We start from the raw sequence: 21354 nt of genomic DNA, 5'->3' as shown, positions 1-21354 counted from the left end.
TCAGGCCCCCAGGCGCTCCAGCCTCGCGGGCAGGCCGCGTCCCAGCTTGTCGTATTCCTTGCGCAGGGCCGCGAGCAGAGCCGGCACGGGAATGGGCCCTTGCGCCGTGGTCGCCACCGCTGCATGCAGTACGACATTGCGGATCTGACCGCCGGCCAGGTCGCAGTGGCTTGCGAGGTGACGGCAGACATCGGCATCGGGGGCACGCGCACCGAAATGGCTGTGCCACAACGCGAGCCGCTCGGCAAAACGCGGCAGCGGGAACTCGATCACCGCATCCAGCCTGCGGTTGAACGCGCCATCGATGCGCTCGCGGCTGTTGCTGGTGAGGATCACCAGCCCCGGGTGGGTCTCGATCCGGCTGAGCAGGAAGTTGGTGAGCATGTTGGCGTAGCGCTCGCCGGTGTCCTTGCCGTCACTGCGCCGGCCGAACAGCGCGTCGGCTTCGTCGAACAGCAGCGCGGCATCGCAGGCGGCGGCCTGGTCGAGCAACGCGGCCAGATTCTTTTCCGACTCGCCGATGTACTTGTTCATCACGGCGGCCAGATCGACCCGGTACAACGGCGCCGCCAGCGCGGTGGCCACGTAGCTGGCCGCCAGCGTCTTGCCGGTGCCGCTCTCGCCGACGAACAGCGCGCGCACCCCCGGGGTGCGCGTGGCGGCGAGCGTCTGCCCAAGTCCTTTCCATACCGCCTCGCGCTGGTGAACGCGGGCAATCAGAGCCTCCAGCGCGGACTGCACCGCCTCCGGCACCACCAGCGCGTCCTTCCCCACCGTTGACTCCAACGGCTGCGCCAACAGCCGCAACGATGCCGCGCCCAGTTCCCGTCGCGCACGCAGCAGGTGTTCAGGCCCGACCTCGATGCCCGCCTGCGCCGCCTGCAGCTTCGCGCTGGCAGCAACACGGGCGATCGCGGGCCCGCTCAGCAGCGCGCCGGCGCACTCGTCGGCCAACCCGGACGGCAGGCATTCGCGCCAGAATCGTCGGCGCTCGGCCAATGTGGGCAGAGGCAACTCCAGTTCCAGCCAGCCCTCGCCCTCCACGGTCCCGTCGCGCCCGAGCAGGACGACCAGCGGAACGCCGGGCTCGACCCTGCCCTGCCAGGCCTCGCCAGGCCCGACCCGGGGTGACAGCACGGGCAGCCAGCCGGCGACGCGGCTGGCCAGCCGGAACGCCGGCTGTTCCAACCAAAGTGTGTCGGCGATCTGCAGCGGCCTGCGGCCGAGTTCAGCCCCGATCAGTGCGGCCAGCTGCGAACGACCACTGCCCGGCGCTCCGCGCAGCACCAGCCCCGTGGCTGCGCCCCCGCGGATCACGGCCGCCAGCCGCGCTGCCTGCTCACGCGCGGCGCTGGCGAGGAGCGGTGCACGCTCCGTCGTCAACATCCGTCCCTGCGGCCAGTCGACGGCCGATTCCGTCAGCACGGACCAGAGCGCGGGCGAGATCCTGAGTTGCTGCAGCGGCAACGGCCCATCGCCTTCGAGCTCCAGTACCTGGTACCGCAGCAACGGGCCGGCGCACAGTTTCGGGACGTCGATGACCTCGGCGCCGAACAGGGCCCGCAGCAGCGCCACCGCCAGATGCACCGTCGGCCGCGCACTGTCCCCAGGCGCCTGCAATTCGGCGACCGCCAGGGTGACCGGGTGCGAGGCCTCGCTCTCTCCCGCCAGCGCCAGCAGAAAGCCCTGGGGGAGATCCAGGCCGAATTCCTCGACCAGCCGCGCCAGGGCACCGTGGCGCGGAGGCCAGGCGCGCAGCGCCAGATCGCGCTGCACGGCCCAGGGCAACCTCGCGCCCAAGTCGGAACGCTCGTCCAGCACCAGTGCACTCAGTGGTTCATCCGGCCCCAGGCTGCGGGCGATGAATTCGGCGAGTCCCGCCCGCAGCAGGGTCCTGAGCGCTTCCGGCGCCTGTGGCCGCGGCAGCGACTCCACCGGACGGCTCATTCCTCCGCCTCCGAATAAATGAAGGTCACCACCCGCCCCAGCCACGGCACCCAGCCCGGGTTCACGTCGAGCCCGGCAAGGCGCACGGGCAAGCGTACGGCCGGCAGTGGAAGGTGGAGGTCGAGATGGCTTTCCGTATGCACCAGCCGCCCGCGTACGGCGAGAAGGCCTGGACTCCAGAGCTCGCGGTAGACGCGCACGATCTGCGCCAGCAACTCGCGAAGATGCGGCAGCTCGGGTGCATTCTCCAGCGCGGCCGGATCGCTCAGGCCTGCCTGCCCGGCGAGAAAATGCGCGAGCGGGTCCTCCCGGTCGAAGTCCAGTTCGCGACCGAGCCGGTACAGCCACAACCAGCCGTCGGGCAACACCTGCCAGGCCTGCCGCTGTTCGAGAACACGCCTGATCTGCGGGTGTTCGAGCACATTGATCAGGTAGAACAGCCCCCCCTGCCCGGTCTGCAGCGAATTCCGGTTCGGATCGGGTCCGGTCTCGGGCTCGGTCGATGCATCCGAACCGGGGCGCGGTGTTCCTGCTGCGACGGGCTCCGCCGGGGCGGGCGGAGCCGACGCCGTCAGCGCCCGGCGCACCGAGCGCCGACGCGGCAGCCCGGCCATATCGAGTTCCGGCAGGTCGGATCCGACCCGCGGACCCGCTTGGGCATCGGGTCGAGTCGTGTCCGGTTCGGCGATGCGAGGCTCGCCCGACCGACGCTTTGGAGCATCCCCGCGCCGCGGTGCCGCACCCGGCTGCTCGGACTGAGCCGGCCCGGTTCCGGCGTGGGGCGCCCACGCGCCGCTGCGAGCCGGATGGGCGCTTCCCGGTAATCCAGGCTCCGCAGGGGTCGCCCTGTCGTCCGCCGGTGGTGGCGGGGGCGCGAACGGCACAGGCGGACGCAGCGCGCGGCAGACCAATTGCAGGCGCGCGGCCGGCTGGTTGACGACCCTGATCGGCTGCCATTCCAGCGCGACCAGCAACGCGGCCAGGGTCACGTGCGGATCGCCCGGCGCCCACTCCCGCAGCACCGGTAGCCAACGCCCGCGCAGGGTCGGCGGCAGGTCGGCGTCGTGGGTGACCACCACCTGATCCGACACACCCGCCGCGGGTGCGAGCGGCACACCGCCGTGCCGCGCATACGCAGCGACCAGCCCTTGCGCGGCCTCGACATCCAGTGCCTGCCAGACGGTGACCAGGACCCCGCGTTCCGCCAGCCGGGCGGTTACCGCCGGAAGGTGGGCGATGTCATCCTGCCAGAGTGTCGCCAGCGCGCGCGCCGGCGGACGGCCGAACAGGTGCCGCCAGTGCTGCCAATACCAGCGGGTCGCCGCGCGCCCCCGGGCCAGATCCTCGCTCAGCCAGGCCAGCAGATCGGCCCGGTCGACGAAGCGGATCGCCGCCGCGCGGTCCGCGCCCGCCGAACCGGGCGACACCGCCTGATCGATCTGCGCATCGGTCGCCTCACCGAGGCGCCGGGCAAGGCGGCCAAGCGGCGCGCGTGCCTCGATCCTGCGCACGATCACCCAGTCGCGTCGCTGCGGCCAGTCGGCGGTTTCAACCAGCGCCATCACGGCGCGGACGTCGGGCGTCTGCCCGGGCAGACGCAGTCGATCAACCACCACGCCCCAGCGCGGCGCCGGCATCTAGCGGCCCAGCCCCTTGGTCAACTTGCTCGCCACCACGGTGAAACCGCTGCCCACAGGGATACCCGGGCGATCGACCTGCACGAGATTGGCCACCACGCCACGCTGATCGGCGTCGGCGACGCTGAGCAACCCGACCACCTGCTGGCTGCGGTCGAGCAACTGCAGCAGCGTTCCGGGCGGCGGCGGCTTGTTCAGGGACAGCCGCATCGGCTCGCCTACCACAAGGCGGCGCGGCGGCACCTGCACCTCCCCGTGCAGGATCCCAGCCGGGTCGCCCAGGGCAGAGTGAATCACGGCCGCGCGAATCATGTTCCGCAGCGCCGACCGGCCGGCCCCGGAGGCGTCCGGGACGAGCTGGCGGAACCACCAGTCGATCAGTTCGACGATGGTGCGCACGGTATTGAAGTCGTCCTGCTCGGCGCGATCGAGGCCCGGCCAGCGGCCCGTACCCGGCAGCGGCAGCCGGTCGTCCTCGGCCAGCTGCGACCACTCCAGGCGAAGCGACGGAGCGAGGCGTTCCAGGTGCTCGACCAGGCAGCCGATGCACTGCTCGAGCCGGGTCTGGAGCTGGTTCGCGTCGTAGCGTGGCCTGCCGGCGCTGCCGGTGAGCAGATCCTGCAGCGAAAGCACGCGGGCATTGCCCCGGTTGAAGGCGCTCAGCGACGCGGTCCGAAGCGGCGGCTCCTGACTGGCCAGCGTGCCCAGCACGGCGAGGTTCTGCCGGTTCAGGTTCGACATCGCCTGCTGCAGCGGGAGCCGCGTCGACTGATTCGGCGTCGGTTGCCCAAGCCTGGCGAGCCGCAGCTGACGCAGTTCGGCTGCCTGCTCGACACGTACCGCGTTGGCAAGCCGCGGAAGTACCGGTGCCAGCGCCGCCCAGTCGGCCACCGGCACCTCGCGCACGGTATCGAAGAAGGCCGCCAGGCTGTCCGGCAGCTCGTACTCGGCGTCGGCCGGACAGCCGGGCACGATATCGCGCGCGCTGCCGTGGCGCAGCGTCAGCGGGTCGGCCAGCGGCAGACTCACCCCGGCGGAGTTCACCCGCACGTAGTACAGCCCGGAGAGCCCGGTCGTCAGCAGGCGGGTGCGCTCCTGGTTGCGCAGGTAGGTCCTGCGCCAGTCTTCATCGAGCAGCCGCTGCGTCACGGCATAGTCTCCCAGGCGCTCCAGACGCCGACCGTCCAGGACATCGAGTTCCTGCCGTTCCTGGACGATCATCGCCGCGAGCTTGACCAGGCGCTGCTGCAGGTCCTGGCGGTCGCGCAAGCGGGCATTGAGGTCACGTTCAAGGGTATCGAAACGGGCCTCGATGATCGCAATCTGCTGGGTCAGGATCTGCCCCGCCTTGAACAGTTGCTGGTAGCGGTGCTGGACCAACTCGGCGGTAGAATCACCACAGGGTAGGTTCTCTTCCATCTGGGTCGGGTGCTCCAGCCCCACACGATCGCGGATGCGCTGGAGCCGGCGCTTGATCGCCCTGGTTTCCTTCCTGTCGAACAGCCCGTCCAGGTTGGCGAGCAGCGCCTCCATGTCGTCGTAGGCCTTCTTGTACTCGTTGAACTCGGGATGGATGTGGCTCAGCACACCGACCCGCGGCGTTTCCGCCTGGAAGGCAGGCGGCGCGACCGGATTCCGTGCGGGCGTGGTCATCTGCTCCAGGCGCGCCTTGTTGATGCCGAACTCGACCGCGGATCGGGTCGCCGGCTTCAGCACGGAGAAACGCTGGCTCTGGGCAGTGGTGGAGATCGTCTTGCGGGCCAGCGACGAGATCTGCGTCGGAATTAGCGGCTGGGTCATTGCGACCCGGTGGGTCGTGTCGGCGGCCGTCATCGAGAGCGTCGTGAACAGCGCCTCCCGCGAGGCGGAGGAGGAACGTAGGGGCGTCGCATCCTCCTCCGGCGGCGACGGCTGTTCCCGCTCTGCCGCTTCTGCCACCGCCTCGGCCGCCAGCGGCAGCGGATTGAGCCGCGTGTAGGGCATCCAGCGCGCGAGTTGCAGCCCCGAGCCATCGCCGGCGACGCCGCCGGCCAGTGCAGCCAGCGACACGGTCTGCGAGTCGAGCTGCTGACGTTGCAGCAGCAGGTAGTCCTGGGTCTTGTTCAGTCGCGTCTGCAGGATGCGGATCCGGTTATCGAGCGCCTCCAGTTCCACCTGGCCGATGGCGTACTGGATGACCAGCCCGTCGTCCTCCGGCTCAGAGGCCGCGGGCGGTGCGCCGTCATCGAACCATTGCTGATAGCGCTCCGGCGGCTCCGGGAGCGCGCGGTCGTAGGGATGCGGGAGCGGACTCTCCAGCTCCGACCGCGCACGTTCGACGATGGCCTCGAACACCGTCGACGGCACGGCCGGGGGCGGGACCGGCTGCGGCAGCGACAGCGCGCGCAACTGCTCCGGCGTCAGGGCCGCACCGGCCTCCTCCTGCACGGAATACAGCCGGCCGAACTGGCGCCTCCAGGCAAGCCAGCTGTCGTGCGCGCGCATGAAATAGCGGTAGACGTCCTGCTCCAGGCGGCCATCGGTCTGCGGGATGTCGAGCATCTCCGGCCGGTAGTGGCGTTCGGGGACAGCCAGCAGCAGGCGCAGGTGTTCGCCTGCCGGACGGCGCAGATCCACCACGCGCCGCGGCAAGTGGCGGTCAATGAGCTCATCGACCGCCGTGTCGGGGACTGCCACCGCGTCGATGCGCAGGTGCGATGGCAGAAACGCCACGCGCGGCGTTACCGACGCGGCATCCTGGAGCAGCGCCAACGGCAGCTGGCCGGCCGCCGGCAGATAATCCAGCAGCAGATGCTCCTCGAGATACGCCAGCAAATCGAATTCCGGGTCGCCCGAAAGCTCGCCCGCGCGCCGCGCCCGGGTGACCAGGCGGCGAAACGCCTCGGTCACCTGGCTGTGCAGCACCCTGTAGCCGCTGTCGGGCTGCGCCAGGTAGCGCCCGACGGTGGCAGAAAACCAGCGGGGCCGAGGCCCCTCGGCCGTCTCCTCCACCGCCAGCAATCCCAGGGGTACCGCGTGGCCGAGGTCGCCGAGGAATTCTCCGTCCGCGCAGTACGCGGCCACCGCGTTCTCGGCCTGCTCCTGGCTGGCTCCGGCCGCGACGCCGGAGGGCAAGGCGACACGACGCAGTGCCAGCGCCCCGAGCACCACCCTTCTGGAATCGCGGTTCGGGTCGAGTTCGGTGCGCTGGCACGGATCGACGTCGGGATCGGCGTCGATGTGAAACGGCGCGCGCCGCAGGATCAGGAAATATATTCCGCCCGCGTCGCTGGTTTCGGTCTCGGCGAGGTGGGTCTCGATCAGGCTGTTCCAGTGCTGGTAAAGCGGGTAGTACACGCCGACGGCCCTGCCGTTGCCGGCCACCGCCATCCCCGGCGCCACCGAGCAGCCGTCGCCCAGTCGGTACGGGTGCAGCGGGTCGATGCCGTCGGGCACGCGGTCGGCCGCGACTTCCAGGCCGTGGAGGATTCCCGGGGGGTAGCCCGCCAGCAGCGGTTCCAGCCGCGCATCGGCGTAGGCCTGTAGGCGGTCGAACTCGTCCTCGCCCAGATGGCGGCCCGGGAAAAGATGCAGCCGTTCCAGGTGGGGTGACGCGGGGATCGGATCGTGCAGCAGAATGCTCGACATCACGGCCTCCTCAGGCTTCCACGGCCCGCCAGGACCGGACCAGGGCGGCTCCAAAGCCAAACTCTCCGGCCAGGCCGGCGACCGCATCGGCGGTGGTCTCCCCGGATGCCTGCGCCTCCACCAGCCGCTCGCGGAAAGCGGGCACCCGGCCGTCGTCGGCGAGCTGACGCAGGGTCTGCCAGATCACGCCGTCATAGCGGCGCTCGACCCGCAGCAGGATCGCGAGCATCGCCTGGAGGGTGACCGCATCGTCGCCGTGGTCATGGATCAGCGCCCTGAGCGCGGTCTCGGCGGCACGCCCCCCCGGCGGGCGCAGCGACGCGAGCCACCCGAGGTTGATCCGGTTCAGCAGCACCGAGTCTTCGTCCCGCAGCAGTCGGACGCCATCGGCGGGGCTTTGACCGTCGTCCGGCTCCGGCGGAGGGGCGGTGCCCTGGGCCAGCACGATGCCGCTCAACGCGGTTTCGGCCACCCGCAACGGCCGGCGCACGTAGATGAGCCGGTCATCGCCGACGCGGTCCCAGATCGCTTCCCAGGTCACCCGGTCGGTATCGAGTTCGTGCACGGGCCGCATCGGGTAGATGCGCAGCATCAGCGGGTCGGTGAAGGGAAGGCGAGCCGTGTCTGCAGGACTGCGCTCCAGCGCGCGAGCGAAGCGGCCGTAGTCCCGGTTGGCCAGCGGCGCGAGCACGATGATGTCCACCGCCTGGTCGTGGCCGAGGTCGATCGGCTCCAGGCGCAGCGACTCCTGCCGCACCAGTTCCAGGTCCGACACGCGCACCGGCGCGACCCAGACCTGGAAGGACTCGGGGAAGTAACTCTGGCGTCCCGCCGATGGATCGACGGCCGCCTTGGGCAGGGATCCGACCGGGGGCAGCAGCTTGAAATACTGGTCGGCGGCAAACTCGGCGCCCGGGCTGGTGATCCGGCGTTCGCGGAGCACGTCGCGCAGCAGGGCCTCGTACAGGCGGGCCAAGTCCGACTGCAGGGCGTTGGGCGCGTGCGGTGGCCGCAGCGGCTGGCGCAGCAGCTCGCCGTCCAGCCACAGTGGCCGGTCGCCGGCAACCGCGAGCACCCCAAGCGCCACCGCATCCTCCGGCACCACGCCCGCAGCCGCCCCACCCAGGTATTCGCGCATCAGCAGCGCACGCAGGTGCAGTTGGCTTTGCTGCGGCAGCGGGTGCGGCAGGGGCGTGAGCGCCAGCTGCACCCCCTCGTTGACGCGATCGTGCTGCACCTCGGCGCGCGCGCCCAGATCTCGCGGGAACACCTCGGCCACATCCGTTCGGACCTCGGCGTAGTGCAGCGTCACCGCGTACAGGCCGCGTTCCAGGCGGCGGTGACGGCCGGCGTTCAACCGTGCAATCAGTGCCCGGTCGTCGAGATGGAGCGACAGCGGACGAGCGAGCTGGAGCACCCGTCCCGCCGCGGAGACCGCCGTGCCCGGGCTGACCTCCAGCACGGCTGCGGACAGCGATACCTCGAGCCCGCGCACGACACCCGAACCCAGCGCCTGGCCGACCTCCCGGAGCCGCCGGTCCAGGTACACCTGGTCGCGAATCAGGTCTTCCGCGGTCAGCAGGCGGCCATCGAAGTAATGCGTGCGGGTGAGCCTTGCATCGATGTCCGCGACGCGTTCCAGCTCGCGCCCGGCGGGGCCAACGCTGCCGAGGGGTTGAAAACCGGTAGAGTTGCTCATGACGACCTCGTGCTCAGGGCTAGCGCGCCAGATGGGCGAGCTGGCCGGGCGTGACCAGGAATGGACGGACCAGGTTGTTGACACTGATGCGGGAAGGATTGACCACGATGTGGGACAGGCTGGTGGTCTCGATAGCGATGCGCGCAAGCAGCAGCCGGGCACTCTCGTGCAGCCGGTCGGCCACGGTCTGGGGGCTGACGCCGTCATCCAGCGCGTGCAGCAGCCGCGCGTGCAGGTTCATCAGCCGGCCGGCGGCCTCGCTCTCGGCTTCGGCGGCCGCCAGGGTCGCCTGCTCGGCGTCGGTCAGCCCTTCGGGCGCATCCGCCAGCGGACCGTGTGCCTGCCATGGCCGGTAGCCGGGCTCCCCGGCTGGCGGCAGTTCCGGCTGGATTTCGAGCAGCACGCCATCGGCGATGCGGCTGGGCTGGACCGGATCGGTGCTCATGTTGAGCTTGCGTGCCAATACCGGCTGTGCGGCCACCGGGCAGTCTTGGTAGCGCACGCTCACGCGCAGCCAGAGGCGGCTTTCGCCGGCATCGAAGCCATCGTGCAGGGCGGTTTCGCCCTGCGCGGCCAGCCACTCCCCTAGGTTCACGCAGTACGGTTCATGCACCAGCACCTCGCGGCCCAGCCCGTCGATGCCGAATCCCGGCCCGACCAGCACACGCACCGTCATGTCGGTGTCCGGATCCTCGGCCGCGTCGGGGTCGATACTCACCGCCATTCCGGCCAGTGTGCCGGCCCCGTGCAGCCAGTACTGCTGGCGAGTCAGCCGGCGGCGGTGATACCCCTGCTCGTCACGGGTCGCCTCCAGGCCCAGCATCATGCCGGCCTCGTAGGCAACGCGCCGCAGCGGGCTCTCCAGGTTGGCGTCCTGTTCGACGGTGGCAAAGTCTTTGGCCGATGACGACATGGCGGGCTCCATCAGGCTCCGGGGGCGCCGGTCCGCGCGTTGACGTCGCGCGGCGACAGCGCCGTCGGGTTGTTTAGCAGGCCTTCCCTGCCGAGATAGGTGTCGTTCAGAGTGACGCGGCCTGGCGCCGGCGCGTGCTCGAGGAAGGTATCCACCGCGAGCAGCGGCGCCAGACCGAGTACGAACGGGTGATCGCTTTCGAACACCCGCCAGCGCACGTGTGCCGGCATCTGTTCGGACAGCGTCTGCTCCACCTGCGGCCGACGGGCACGCGCGTCGCCATGCAGCAGCACGCTCACCTGGTGGCTGTACCGGTCGAAGAACGCCTGCACCGCCTGTTCGCGTTCGAGCCCGGCCAGCTCCGGCGCGAACAGCGCCAGGAACTCCAGCGCACCGCTTTCGGACAGGATCAGGCTGTCGCCCACGATGCTGTTGCCGGTCACGCCGGTGCCCAGGGTCAGCGGGTGGTCGCGGTCATCCATGTCGACGCCCAGGATCGTCGCCATCGTCCGGCGCAGGCGGAAATTCTCCACCACGACCACCTCGCCCCGCTGGACGCCGCCGTCGGTGGCGATATCCAGCGCCAGCTGCACGCCGGCCACGGTGCCGCGGTACTGCTGCAGCCGGGTCGCATGCCGCACCAGGCGCCGCCGGCGCCCTTCGGGCCAGCCGGCGGGAATCGGCTGACCAAGGAGCTCGGCGATCCACGGCAGGTTGTCAGCCGGGGTGGATTCGGGAGAGACCAGCGCCTCCGCGGTTGCCACCGTGGCCTCGATGGGTGTCAGCATACCCTCCAGGGAAGCCAGGAAGCGCTCGCGCAGGTCGGCCGCATTGGCGCTGGCGGGCTCGCCGCCCGCTGTGGGCAGGTACGCCTCTTCCTGGCGGAAATGTCCGGGCAGGTACGCCTCCTGGTAGCAGAAGCGGGGGCCGTACACGCGCATCGCGTGGATGGACGGCGTCTGGCGGCCATCGCCCTGCATCACGATGCGCAACTGCAGGTAGCGCCCGGAGAGGCGTCGCACATTGCCGCCAGGGCGCTGCAGCAGAATCTCGAACAATCCGGCCTCGTTCGGCCTGGGTGTCACCGCGCAGGACTGGAACGCAAGCTCCGACGCGTGCGGCGTCCACAGCGGGGCAACCTGGCGCAGATAGGGCGTCGCAGTGCGTGCATCCGGGTTGTCGAAGGCCTTCGCGTAGATCGTGATCGCGCAGCTCCGGGGAATCGAAGCCTCCAGATAGATCCGGTGCCAAACGCTGCCCGGCTGGCCGGAATCCAGCGTCTGCCGGAGCGTTGCGGCCGCCGCAGTGGCGTATCGCGGCTGGCGCAGCGGATGCAGCTCCCGCGGCCTGGGGGAGAACTCGGGGAACGCCGGGTCCGCTTCGGCCGGGTAGCGCAACCGGCCGTCCAGTGCGCTGACGAACCGCAGCCCGGCCTTGGACTGCATGGGGTAGCGTTCCCGGATCAAACTCGCCTTGCCGCTCGCCTGCAGCCGGATCACCGGACAGTCCCTCGGTTGCCGGCTCGCGCCCAGGTCGCGCCGGGGCAGGCCCGGAAACAGCCCCGGCGGCATCAGCGCCAGTTTGCCGGGACCGGCGACCGTCAGGTCCAGCGCAAACGGCACCGCCTGATCCACCCGGTACGGCTTCAGTGCCCGCTCGGGCTCCGGTGTCCGCGGTCGCACCAGGATCCGCTGCCGGTTGGAAGCGGTATAGGCCAGCACATACACGTGCGCGTCGTCGGCGGCCACGGCCAGCGGAGTCAGGCCATCCGGCAGCGGTTGCTGCCAGCGCAGGCGCAGCGGCTGTGGCACCTGATGCAGCGGTTCGAAGCGCTCGGGCTGCGCGCGGTACGGCAGCGGCAGGGGCTCCCCTTCGCACAGCGACAGGCGATCCTGGCTGAGGCACCAGATCCGGCTGTCCGGGTCCACCACGGCACGCAGCACGGGCTGCGGCAGGGGCAGGTGCTGCTGCCAGCGCCGGCGCAGGTGGAACACCACGATGCCTTGCCCGTCGTCGTTCCGGTACGCCGCGACGAGGCGGCCATCGCCGCCCAGGTGCAGGTCGACGAAGCGTCCGGCCGGCGCCTGCACCGGCGCCAGTTCCCGATCCTCCAGCGGCCGGAACTCGCCGCCCACGCTGCATTCGAGGCGTTGGCCATCCGGGCTGATGCGGCCGATCTGGCCGTGTGGATCGAGCACCAGCGGCGCGGCAGTCGGCCACTGCGCTCGGGCCGCCGCCGGCGAATTGCCCGGCAGTTGCAGGGATTGTTGCTGGGCGAGCGTGAGCGCGCCGCCGCAGCCACCGTTCCAGGCATAGAAGGACGAGCCGTTGTCGAAGTCCGCTTCGTCCTTGAACAGAAAATACGGGGTGTTGTTGACGTCCATGATCACCACCCCCGCCACGGCCGCACTGGACGGGATTCCGGCGCCGGGTGGCTCCGGTAGGGACCACAGCGCGCCCAGCCCCGCCCGCCGATTGGGGTCAGGGGCTTGGCCGCCGCGTACCCGACGAGCCCAGCCTGGCAGTGCGCAACGTGCATCATCGAGCCCCTAGCACACATCCGGAATCACGGGCGCCGGCACCGGGCGCCCGCCACCGCCGCCCGGAGCCGGTGCGAGCCCTTCAGGCAACCCGGGCGTTCCCGTTCCGCTACCGACGCCGATGCCGACCAGTTCGGGCAGTTGGTAGGCGGCCAGGTCCAGCGGCTCGTCGAGCTCCAGACGCCGCCAATGGCCGTCAACACGGACGAACACGGCAAGCGCGTTCACCTCCCGCACGCCCGGTGCACGCGCCGCCTGCGTCAGCAGTTCCCTGCCACGTACCGCAGCTCCCAGCGGCCAGCCTTCGCCCTGGGCGCCGCCCGGCGCCAGCGCCCAGAGGTAACGGATCAGTGCCTCGCGCACCGCCCGCAGGGTCTGCTGCTCGGTCTGCACGTCGTGGACCGAAATCTTCACGGAGACCGCAACCGGCACGAACTCGGGACTCAGCACGTACAGCTCGGTGCCGATCAGGAGGCGTTGACGCAGGTAGTTGAAGACGTCCTTCAGCAGGCCCTGCGTGGGTCGCGGCGCGGCATTGAGCGCCGGCTCGCCGGGCGGCAGCACGAACAGGCTCACGACCCCGGGCACGCCCTCCCGCACTGCGCGGATGCTGGCCCCGGGAAGGAAGCCCTCCAGCACCTCGCAGCGCGCCACCGGGTTGATGGGATTCGCCAGCGTCAGCAGGCGGAAGTCGTCCCGTGTCACCGCACGGTTGCGGTGGGTGAGGAACTGCGGGATCCGTTGTTCGGCCTGTTCCACCGTCTCGGCATCGACCCCGCCACGGGTCGGCCAGTCCTGGCGCAACACCAACCGGCTGCTGGCCCCGGTCAGTTCGGTCAGGCTGCCGGGAGGCAGGTTGCCCTCGCGGCCGCCGCCGAAACGGTAAGCCGCCACGCGGATGCGGTGACCCTCGGGCGGCCGCTTGCCATTCTCGCCGTTGCCGAAATGGACGTGACCGGCCACCGCGTCGAGCCGGAACACCCGGTCCTCCGGGCCATGGCCGGCAAGAAAGTCCACACGCTGCCAGGGCACCCAGGCCCCCTCTTCCGCCACGGTCAGTTCCAGCGTCCCGGCGTCGATCTGAGTGTCCGGCAGCACGACGACCTGATCGGGCCGGCCGTTGCCGATCCCGACCATCAGGTCGCGCTTGAGTCCCTGGCCGACGATGTCGACACCGTTGACGTCCAGGTACCCCAGCGGCAGATCGGGTTCTTCGGCACAGCCGAGCCGGACCCAGAACACGATGCGGTTGGCGGCAATCTGCGTCGGGAGCTCCGGCGGCAGTTCGCCGAGACCGGCAAACATCGGATCCTCCCGGGTCAGCCCCTGGAACAGCGCCGGGTTACGCGGCAGGCGCAGGCGCGCCACCCCGGCGCGGCGCCCGCCCAGCGAACTGTCGTGCACCACCTCCAGCGGCAGTGAAAGGATCTCGCCCTCCTGACCCTGCACCATCAGTGTCCAGTCCAGCGCCCGTGCGCGCAGGTCGCTGACACTCTCACCCGTGTCCGCATCGTCCGGCGCGATCGCGATATTGAGGACGATGCCGGCCAGGCCGGCGCGGATCTCGTCGATGCTCGCGACCAGCGTGCGCGGGACCGAAAAGGCGACGTAGTACACCTTGTCCAGACTCCGCACGAGGCTCAGCGGTTCGCGGGGAACGTCGAATACGTGCGGCTGAAACGGTGCGGGAATCTCGCCGCGCGCGAGCGCGTATTGCTCGTGCAGATCATCGAGCGTCAGCCCCAATGCCTGCAGATCCTCCGCATCCAGTGTCTGCTTGATCGCGACCGACAACTCGAGTGGCGTCGGCTGCACCTCGCCCACCGTCGTGAAGGTCTGGCCCGCACCGGTCAGCTGCAGACCGGCGGGCACCACCGGCGGGATGCGTACCGAGCGCGGTCCGGTGCCGATGCAGGCGACTCCCACCGCGGGCTGTGCCGGCCGTACCGGAATCTGAAGCAGGTTCAGGAACACCCGCCGCTGCCGTTCGGGGATCAGGTTGGCGCGATAGAGAATGGTCTCGGTCAGCCACGCGAACAGCTCGATGAAGTTGTGCACCGGATCGCCCGGCGCGAGCTGTGTGAGTTCCGGCAAGTGAGTGGCGAGCCTCGCCCTGGCCTCTGCGACCAGATCTTCGAAGCGGCGATCGTCCAGGTTGGGCACCGGTAGCGGCATCGGTCATTCCATCTTCAGGTCAGCTGGTTCAGATCCAGCGCGAGGGCGAGCGACTGCGGGGCGTCGGAATGACGCAGGCGATAGCGCACGGTCAGGTGCACCTCGGACAGGCGCTCGCGCGCCGTCTGCACATCCACTCCCTCCACCACGACCCGCGGTTCCCAGCGCTCCAGCGACTTGCGTACCACCCGCGCCATCAGCGCGCGGGTGGTCTCGGTGTTGGGCTGGTGCACGAAGTCCAGCAGCCCGGCACCGAAGTCGGGCCGCATCAGCCGCTCCCCGGGGCGCGTGAGCAGGATATTGAGCATCACCTCGCGGATGCTGCGGTCATGCTCGGCATGCGGCAGGCGGCCGTGCTGGATGCCACCGAGCAGTGGCCAGCTGATGAGCCTGGGGACCGGCACGTTCATTCGCGGCACCTAGCGTTTGAGTTTGGGGAACGGCAGGCAGATGCGCACCCACGGCAGCCACCAGAACAGGATGTTCAACAGCGAGACCATGATCATCAGCAGGATCATCGCGACCAGCGTGACAACCGGCAGGCTGAACGAGCAGATCCACTGCAGCGTTCCACCCGGCGGAGCGCTGTCGGGGACCGCGTCCGCGGTGACGCCCTTCTTGAACTTGATCCGGTCGATCAGATTGAAGGTGTCGGCCGGGGTGATCATGCTCACCCCCTTCGCCAGACCGCGCTTGAGATCGGCCAGCCCTGGCATCTGGATCACCGCCGGACGGCTGGCCTCGGGATCGAACGGAGCGGCAACACGGAAACGCCGGCTGCGCTGGCCCGCGGTGGCCCAGACCAGGTGCTCCCTCCCGTCGCCGTCCAGCACGCGCACGAACGGGACAACCTGGTAGAGATCGTGCCGGCCTTGCTGAAACTTCGGAATCGGCACCTCCCTTGCCCGTTCCGTCAACTGCCCGGATACCCGGGCCAGGAGCAACTCCCGGAGCCGGGCGGCCTGAGCCTCGGTGAATTCGAGCCGGTACTCGATGCTGCCGCTGGAATCGCTGGCCGGCTGCGTGGCATCCGGCAGCTGCGCCAGCGGGGCCGCGCCACCGTGGCGGTCCATGGTGTCCTCCTGCCCGATGATCCAGCGCAGCAGCGGATTGTCGCCGCCGTGGCCGGCGCAGCTGCGCAGGTACTCGGCCAGACTCTCGCGCGGTCGCACCTGCTCGCTCTCCCGACCGCGCCTGACGTTCAGAAAACGGACCTCCCCGAGCAGTTCCTCCAGGCCGGCGTTCTCCACGATTCCGGCCTCACCGAGATGGTATCGGTTGACCAGCATCCGCAGCAGTTCAAAGAACGCCATCGTCGGCCGGCCGCCCTCCACGTGGCACGCGTCGCCGTCACGCCAGCGCCGCCGCGCCGGGGCCTCGCGCAGACCAAACGGCCACGGCAGCTGGCGCTCCAGCGCCTGCTGCACGCTGCGCTCGGAGGCTGCATCAAACGGCGTCTCGCCTGCGCTGTGCTGGTAGTAGTGAAATCCGCCCAGCGGCAGGTAGCCGTAGAGTACGGTGCGGCATTTGCCGTTACGATCGCGGGTCACCACCGGGTGCAGTGGGTGGGTCTCCTCACCGCTGTAGGTGGGCGTGTCCTGCCGCGGCCGCACGCTGCCGTCCGGACACAGCCGGCGCCGCGCATCGGGGTCGCGCGGCTCGGCCGCAGCGGGCTGCCAGCCGAGCGCCGCGCCGTCCTCCAGCATCCAGGCGTGCTCCTCGTTGCCGCGCACGCTGCGGATCACGAACCCGGCCGACGCGATGCGGGCCGGATCGAGCGCCGGAAAGCCGGGACGGTCGCAGGCGATCTCGCAGCTGATCAGGTAGAAGCTGCGATGGATCGGCAGACGCAGCACTACGCTTTCGTCGTGACGGCTGAAGCGGTCCTGGAACTGCCAGATCGATGCCTGCGGCTGCTCCAGCGCATGACTCTCCAGATCCTGCAGGAAGCGGGGGATGAAGTCGGTTTCCTGGTAACGATGCAGTTCGGTTCCCGCCTCGAGTGCATAGTAGGGCCGCTGCAGCCGTACCCTGTGGTTTGCGTGTCGGACTGCTGTGGTTGCCATGGGCGTTCCTCTCACCAGACGTTGCCGGCACCCGGCGTGTAGCTCGAACTCACGACGGCATTGGTGATCACGGTATCGGCCTGCACCACGCCGCTGAACTTCGACATTCCGGCGTTGACCGTCACCATGCCGGCGCTGACGGTGATGCTGGCGGCATCGACCTTCACCTCGCCGGTGGAGCGTACGCTGACCTCGCTGGCGGTCATCTTTACGCTCTGGCCGCCGCGCGCGAGTTCGACCTCGCCACCGTTGCCGTCGGTGACGGTCAAACGATGGCCCTGAGGGGTGCGGATCTCCAGCCTGGGGCCCTCGCCGTCGTCGAACTCCAGCACGGTGCCGGCCGGGGTGCGCACGACATAGCGCTCCTCCTGCGGCTCGGCGTCGTCGGGCACACTGCCCTGCCCGCTCCAGATGCTGCCGAGGACCAGTGGCAGCTCCGGCGTGACGAACGCCAGCACCACCACCTCCTGGCGGCGGGGAATGAAACTCGCGCCGTACCCGCTTCCCGCGGACGAGGCGACCACCGCAGCCCAGAGCTCCATGTCCACCCCGTGCAGCCGCACCTTGACCCGGCCCCGGCCCTCCGGGTCGGCGTTGTCGGTCACCTCGCCGAGATGCAGGCTCGAAAGACCGCCGATGGCATGGGGAGTCATCGATCAATCGTTCCAGTCCGGGCGGTGGACCCTGAGTTCGGTCTCGTAGCCCGCCGCGTTATCGAACCGGTGCACGCAATGCACCACCTGGTAGGTTCCCCGCAGCCGCCCGGAGACACCGGCGAGTTCGATCTCGCGGCCGCTGCGCAGCGCGGACTGGCCGAGCATGCGGATGTCGCCACTGACGAAGTATTTCGCGCGGCGGCGGAAACGGCCGGCGACGAAGGCGTCGGCCTCGCCCTGCGAGCGTGCAAACGGCTGCACCACGACCTCCGGACCGGGCCAGCCCAGCCTCCCCAGTAATTGCGCGGCGGTGGTGCCCGGCGGCGGGGTGGCCAGCGTGCTCGCAGAGGCCACCGCCGCCTGGTCGGTCGCCGCATTGAAGCCGCGGACCTCGGTGGCATCGTGCTGGTGGTTGAGATCCGCGATCAGCCGCACCTGCAGGGCATTGTCCTGCGGGTCCACCCGTACCGGAGTGGCGTCGGGCTCTTCCGGACGAACCCGCAGGCGGCCATCCTCCAGGCGCAGCGCGATATCCAGCGGAGCGAGCAGCCTCAGCAGGAAGGCCAGGTCGCTCTCGTTCAGCTGGTGATAGTCCGTGGCCACCGTCGAGGCGCTGACTTCGACCTCCAGGCCGGCGTCATCGGCCACCGAGCGCACCACCGCATCCAGCGTCGTGTCCTCGAACACGCGGCTGCGACGCCTGCGGCCCAGCCGGTGCAGCGGGTCTTGGAGCAGCAGGACCAGCCGCGGGGCCCCATCGCCGTAGCGCTCCTCGAGCGCGGTGATTTCGCCCTGGAAAATCCTGCCCTCGCCATCGGTATCGATGGCCAGTTCCACCTCATCGCCCAGCCGGAGATCCTCGAACGACAGCCCGGGGGCCTGGCCTTCACCCTGACCGAAATTAGCCAGCTGCAACTCGGCATGAGCACAACCGGTGAGCGGAAGGTTCACGATCATCGCCGACAGCGCGTCCTGCAGATCGCGGCGCGCCTCGCCAGCGACCCGGATCCGGGGGCGGCTGCTTGCGAAGGCGGTGTCGTGCATCAATCCACCGCCAGGCGCGCCCGGCGTTCCTCCAGCAGCGCCAGGTTCTCCATCAGGTCGCGCTCGTCGGGCCCGAGTGGCACCGACTCGGCGGCTGGCGCCTGCTCCGGTACGGGCGTCCCCTCGACCTCGGCGATGACTTCGTGGATCACTACCGGCATTCGATGTTCCTCTGGTCACGTCAGTCGAAACCCACGCCTGACAGCCTGGGCTTGGAGGTCGCCACGGTCTTGACCTCCGCACGCATGCTTCCGGCCGTCTGGGTACTGGCGAAGGCACCGCCGATCCCGGTCCCAACGCTGGCCGACACCCCGACCCTGAAGGCCGCGCCCCCGGTCACCGCGGCGCCGGCCGGCGGCACCGCCAGGGCCGACGCCGCCGGCAGCCGCGGCGACTCGATCCCGTTGTAAAGGGCGGTCTCGCGCCAGTCACGGGGATCCTGCCCGGCGGCCGCAGACGCCTCGTGCACCGGGGTGTCGCTCCCGGCGGCGGGGTTGTCCGCGTCCGGCGCGGCGCCACCGGTCGGCGTGAGCCTGGGCGTCGCCCGTTCCGCCTGCTCGATGTCCCGGCTGCGGAACTGGTAGCGGTCCTCGCTGAGCTTCAGCGAGACGGTGGCTCGCAGCGGCCGCCCTTCGGGAGAGAAGAAGTCCAGCGTCTCGTCGAAGCTCTGCACCAGGCCGAGAAACTCGAATGCACCCCACTGGAACAGGCAGCGGCGCGGGGCCTGCAGCTGATCGCCCGCCGCCACCGGCTTCATGAAGTGCTCGGCGATCTGCCCGGTCAGCTTGCGCACGTCGGACCCTTCCTCGATCCTCTTCGACGCGGGCTCGCCCTGCGCATCCGAGCCGACGGTCGTGTCGAAGATCAGCTCCACGCTCAGCGTCGACGAGCTTTTGTCCACAAACTGTGCCGCCTGGCTCGTGCCATTGCGCGGGTTGGCCTTCAGCGTGTTCGACAGCGCGACCTTGAGTGAGGCCGGGTTGAACTGCACGTCGATCGCGTCGTGGGTATCCGGCTGGTCGTTGCTGCCGGAGACGGGGATCAGTTGTGCGCGCTCGATATCGGCCATCAGGCGCCCTCCCCCGCCGCCGGGCGCACCAGCGTAAGTCCCTCGTGAACGAGGTGCAGTTCCTCGATCGCGGCCTGGCTCGCCGTAGCCGACAGGTCCGGTCCCTTGAACCTGGTGGCCAGTACCTGGGCCAGCTTCCAGACCAGAACCGGGCTGTCCTGCACCGAGGTCACGTCGCCGGTACCGTCGACCGTGACCGACGGGTGTCCGAGTACCTCGATCTCACCCTCCAGGCGATAGCCGTAGTTCGCACCGCGGGTGGTGATATCGAACCACTTCCAGAGATCATCGATGCTGGTGACGCCGCGCTTGAGCACCACCGGCGCGAACCGGGTCTGGCCGGCGCGCTGGAAAGCACCCCAGTTCCGGCCGCCTTCGGCGATCAGCTTGGGCTCCATGGTCACCTCGAGCCCGGTCACCTCGCTGAACTGACCACCGCACAGGAGCTCGGACCGGTCGCCGTTGTAGAGCGAGACCCGGAAGCGAAAGGGGACGAACTCGGTCATGTCCGCAGCTCCGCCGTCCAGTCACCACCGCGATGGACGAAGGCGATATGAATGCGATCGATCGGAAAGGCCGGCGCCACCTCGATCTCGAAGATGATTACAGCGTCCTGGCCGGTGATCTGCCGGATGCGGTAGGCGTCCTCTGACTTGCGGCCGCGCAGCGCGCCCTGCCGGTACAGGCGCCGGAAGAAATCCTCCAGCAGCAGCCGGGGCCGCGGGTCGCGGTGGTCCACGTTGAACGCCAGCGTTTCGCCCAGCGCCCGCAACTGGCGGAGCAGGAACCCCATGAAGCGGGCCACCTCGCCGCTGCGGTACTCCGCGCGCCCGGTGAGGGTGTACTGGTCGGGCGGCAGCGCGGGCACCGCGAGGCGCTCGTCGTCCAGGAGCACGCGGCCGCCGTTGACCTGCAGCACGCCGATGCCCGGCCGCTCGCGCAGTTCGAGGGTGCGTTGCAGGGTCACCGCGGGATACGGTCGCGCATCGGTGCGCATCGGCCGCCCCGCCACCGAACGCCAGATGCCCCGTCGGCGAGCGCCGCCGGCCTGCAGGCCGGCGAGCGCACCGACGCTGCTGACCAGCCGGTAACCCGCGCCACGCAGGTAGGGAAAGAGCAACTGCAGCCGGCGCAGCTGGGGCCCGTCGCTGTCCGCCTTGATCGCCTCGATATCAGCCAGCGCCGCAGGGTCGAGTCCCGGCCGGTCAGCATTGTCGGTGTCGGAATAGGCCAGCGGCAACGTGAACAGGCACTGCACATCGGGACGGTGCCGCGCCAGCAGGTACTGCACGGGCCGCAGCAGGTCGCCGGTAGGCAGCGGCGGCGGAGCGTGTTCGATCTCACCGGGATTGCGCCGCTCGCGATGGCCGTTGTCGATCTCCGCGCCACAGGGCAGGAACGGTGGCTCCGGGTTGGCCAGCCGCATGCGCGGAATGTCGGGCAGGTTGGCCGGAATCTGCAACCGCTCCAGGTCCGGCAGCGCAACCACGCCCACCTCGGGCAGCGACAGCAGCAGGGCGATACCGCGCAGGCTGTGCAGATCGTGCGGAACCAGCATGCGCGACGGTAGAAACCCCGCCTGCGCCTCATCCTCGGGAATCCGCAGCACCCACAGCCGCTCGCCGCCATTGGCGAAGAAGTCGGTCACCGCCTGCGGCAGCCAGGCCCGCCGACCGGCGAGGATGCTGCGGTAGTCGGTCGCAGCCTCGCGCGCATCGGGGAAGATGTCGTCGAACTCGGCAACGGAGTTGAGCGGCAGCGGCAGATGACATAGCGCTCGTTCCTCCGGGGCCGCGAACAGGCGCTCCTCCAGCAGCGGACCCAGACCCACCGAACGCATCTGCTCGAGTGCCTCGTCCGGGATGCGCGGGCGCCGCACCCGCCCGGGGGCGTGGCCGAGCAGCAGCACCGGCAGTACCGGCCGCTGGCTGGCCGGCGGCCGCGGGGCGACCCGGATACGTTGGTGGAGGAGTTCCATGCG

15 protein-coding genes are annotated in these 21354 nt (G+C 69.9%); all 15 read right to left on the bottom strand.

The window, feature by feature from the left end:
* Positions 1-1947 carry an ATP-binding protein gene (locus THITH_RS03070; protein WP_006745964.1) on the bottom strand — a complete coding sequence of 649 codons (1947 nt, stop codon included), beginning with the start codon at positions 1945-1947 and terminating at the stop codon, positions 1-3.
* Complete coding sequence (locus tag THITH_RS03065; RefSeq protein WP_006745965.1) at positions 1944-3584, bottom strand: hypothetical protein; 1641 nt, start codon at positions 3582-3584, stop codon at positions 1944-1946. The genes THITH_RS03070 and THITH_RS03065 overlap by 4 nt, the downstream gene beginning before the upstream one ends.
* The gene (locus tag THITH_RS03060) at positions 3585-7211 is read right to left on the bottom strand and encodes a hypothetical protein (RefSeq protein WP_006745966.1); all 3627 of its coding nucleotides are present in this window, start codon (positions 7209-7211) and stop codon (positions 3585-3587) included.
* 10 nt (positions 7212-7221) lie between these two features.
* Positions 7222-8910 (bottom strand): hypothetical protein, encoded by a 1689-nt coding sequence (locus THITH_RS03055; RefSeq protein ID WP_006745967.1) that lies wholly within the window; start codon positions 8908-8910, stop codon positions 7222-7224.
* A gap of 19 nt (positions 8911-8929) precedes the next feature.
* Positions 8930-9823 carry a hypothetical protein gene (locus tag THITH_RS03050; RefSeq protein WP_006745968.1) on the bottom strand — a complete coding sequence of 298 codons (894 nt, stop codon included), beginning with the start codon at positions 9821-9823 and terminating at the stop codon, positions 8930-8932.
* Between the two features lie 11 nt (positions 9824-9834).
* Positions 9835-12207 (bottom strand): phage tail protein, encoded by a 2373-nt coding sequence (locus tag THITH_RS03045; protein WP_006745969.1) that lies wholly within the window; start codon positions 12205-12207, stop codon positions 9835-9837.
* A 165-nt stretch (positions 12208-12372) separates the two neighbouring features.
* Positions 12373-14538, bottom strand: a complete 2166-nt coding sequence (locus tag THITH_RS03040; protein ID WP_006745970.1) for a putative baseplate assembly protein — start codon at positions 14536-14538, stop codon at positions 12373-12375.
* 14 nt (positions 14539-14552) lie between these two features.
* Positions 14553-14948 carry a GPW/gp25 family protein gene (locus tag THITH_RS03035; protein ID WP_006745971.1) on the bottom strand — a complete coding sequence of 132 codons (396 nt, stop codon included), beginning with the start codon at positions 14946-14948 and terminating at the stop codon, positions 14553-14555.
* Positions 14949-14957: 9 nt separating this feature from the next.
* Positions 14958-16604 carry a hypothetical protein gene (locus THITH_RS03030; protein ID WP_006745972.1) on the bottom strand — a complete coding sequence of 549 codons (1647 nt, stop codon included), beginning with the start codon at positions 16602-16604 and terminating at the stop codon, positions 14958-14960.
* Between the two features lie 11 nt (positions 16605-16615).
* Entirely contained in the window at positions 16616-17257 is a 642-nt protein-coding gene (locus THITH_RS03025) for a phage baseplate assembly protein V (protein ID WP_006745973.1), read from the bottom strand.
* Positions 17258-17260: 3 nt separating this feature from the next.
* On the bottom strand, positions 17261-18304 hold the full coding sequence (locus THITH_RS03020; protein ID WP_006745974.1) for a phage late control D family protein: 1044 nt from the start codon (positions 18302-18304) through the stop codon (positions 17261-17263).
* Positions 18304-18465, bottom strand: coding sequence for a hypothetical protein (locus THITH_RS18655; protein ID WP_006745975.1), 162 nt, complete (start codon positions 18463-18465; stop codon positions 18304-18306). The genes THITH_RS03020 and THITH_RS18655 overlap by 1 nt, the downstream gene beginning before the upstream one ends.
* Before the next feature lie 20 nt (positions 18466-18485).
* On the bottom strand, positions 18486-19373 hold the full coding sequence (locus THITH_RS03015) for a CIS tube protein (protein WP_006745976.1): 888 nt from the start codon (positions 19371-19373) through the stop codon (positions 18486-18488).
* Positions 19373-19879 carry a phage tail protein gene (locus tag THITH_RS03010; RefSeq protein WP_006745977.1) on the bottom strand — a complete coding sequence of 169 codons (507 nt, stop codon included), beginning with the start codon at positions 19877-19879 and terminating at the stop codon, positions 19373-19375. The genes THITH_RS03015 and THITH_RS03010 overlap by 1 nt, the downstream gene beginning before the upstream one ends.
* Positions 19876-21351 carry a hypothetical protein gene (locus tag THITH_RS03005; protein WP_006745979.1) on the bottom strand — a complete coding sequence of 492 codons (1476 nt, stop codon included), beginning with the start codon at positions 21349-21351 and terminating at the stop codon, positions 19876-19878. The genes THITH_RS03010 and THITH_RS03005 overlap by 4 nt, the downstream gene beginning before the upstream one ends.
* Positions 21352-21354: the final 3 nt, after the last annotated feature.

Origin of the sequence: Thioalkalivibrio paradoxus ARh 1 (assembly GCF_000227685.2) — a bacterium.
GTDB lineage: Bacteria > Pseudomonadota > Gammaproteobacteria > Ectothiorhodospirales > Ectothiorhodospiraceae > Thioalkalivibrio > Thioalkalivibrio paradoxus.
Note: the sequence above shows the minus strand (reverse complement) of the source record. Positions and strands in the feature narration are given on the sequence as shown.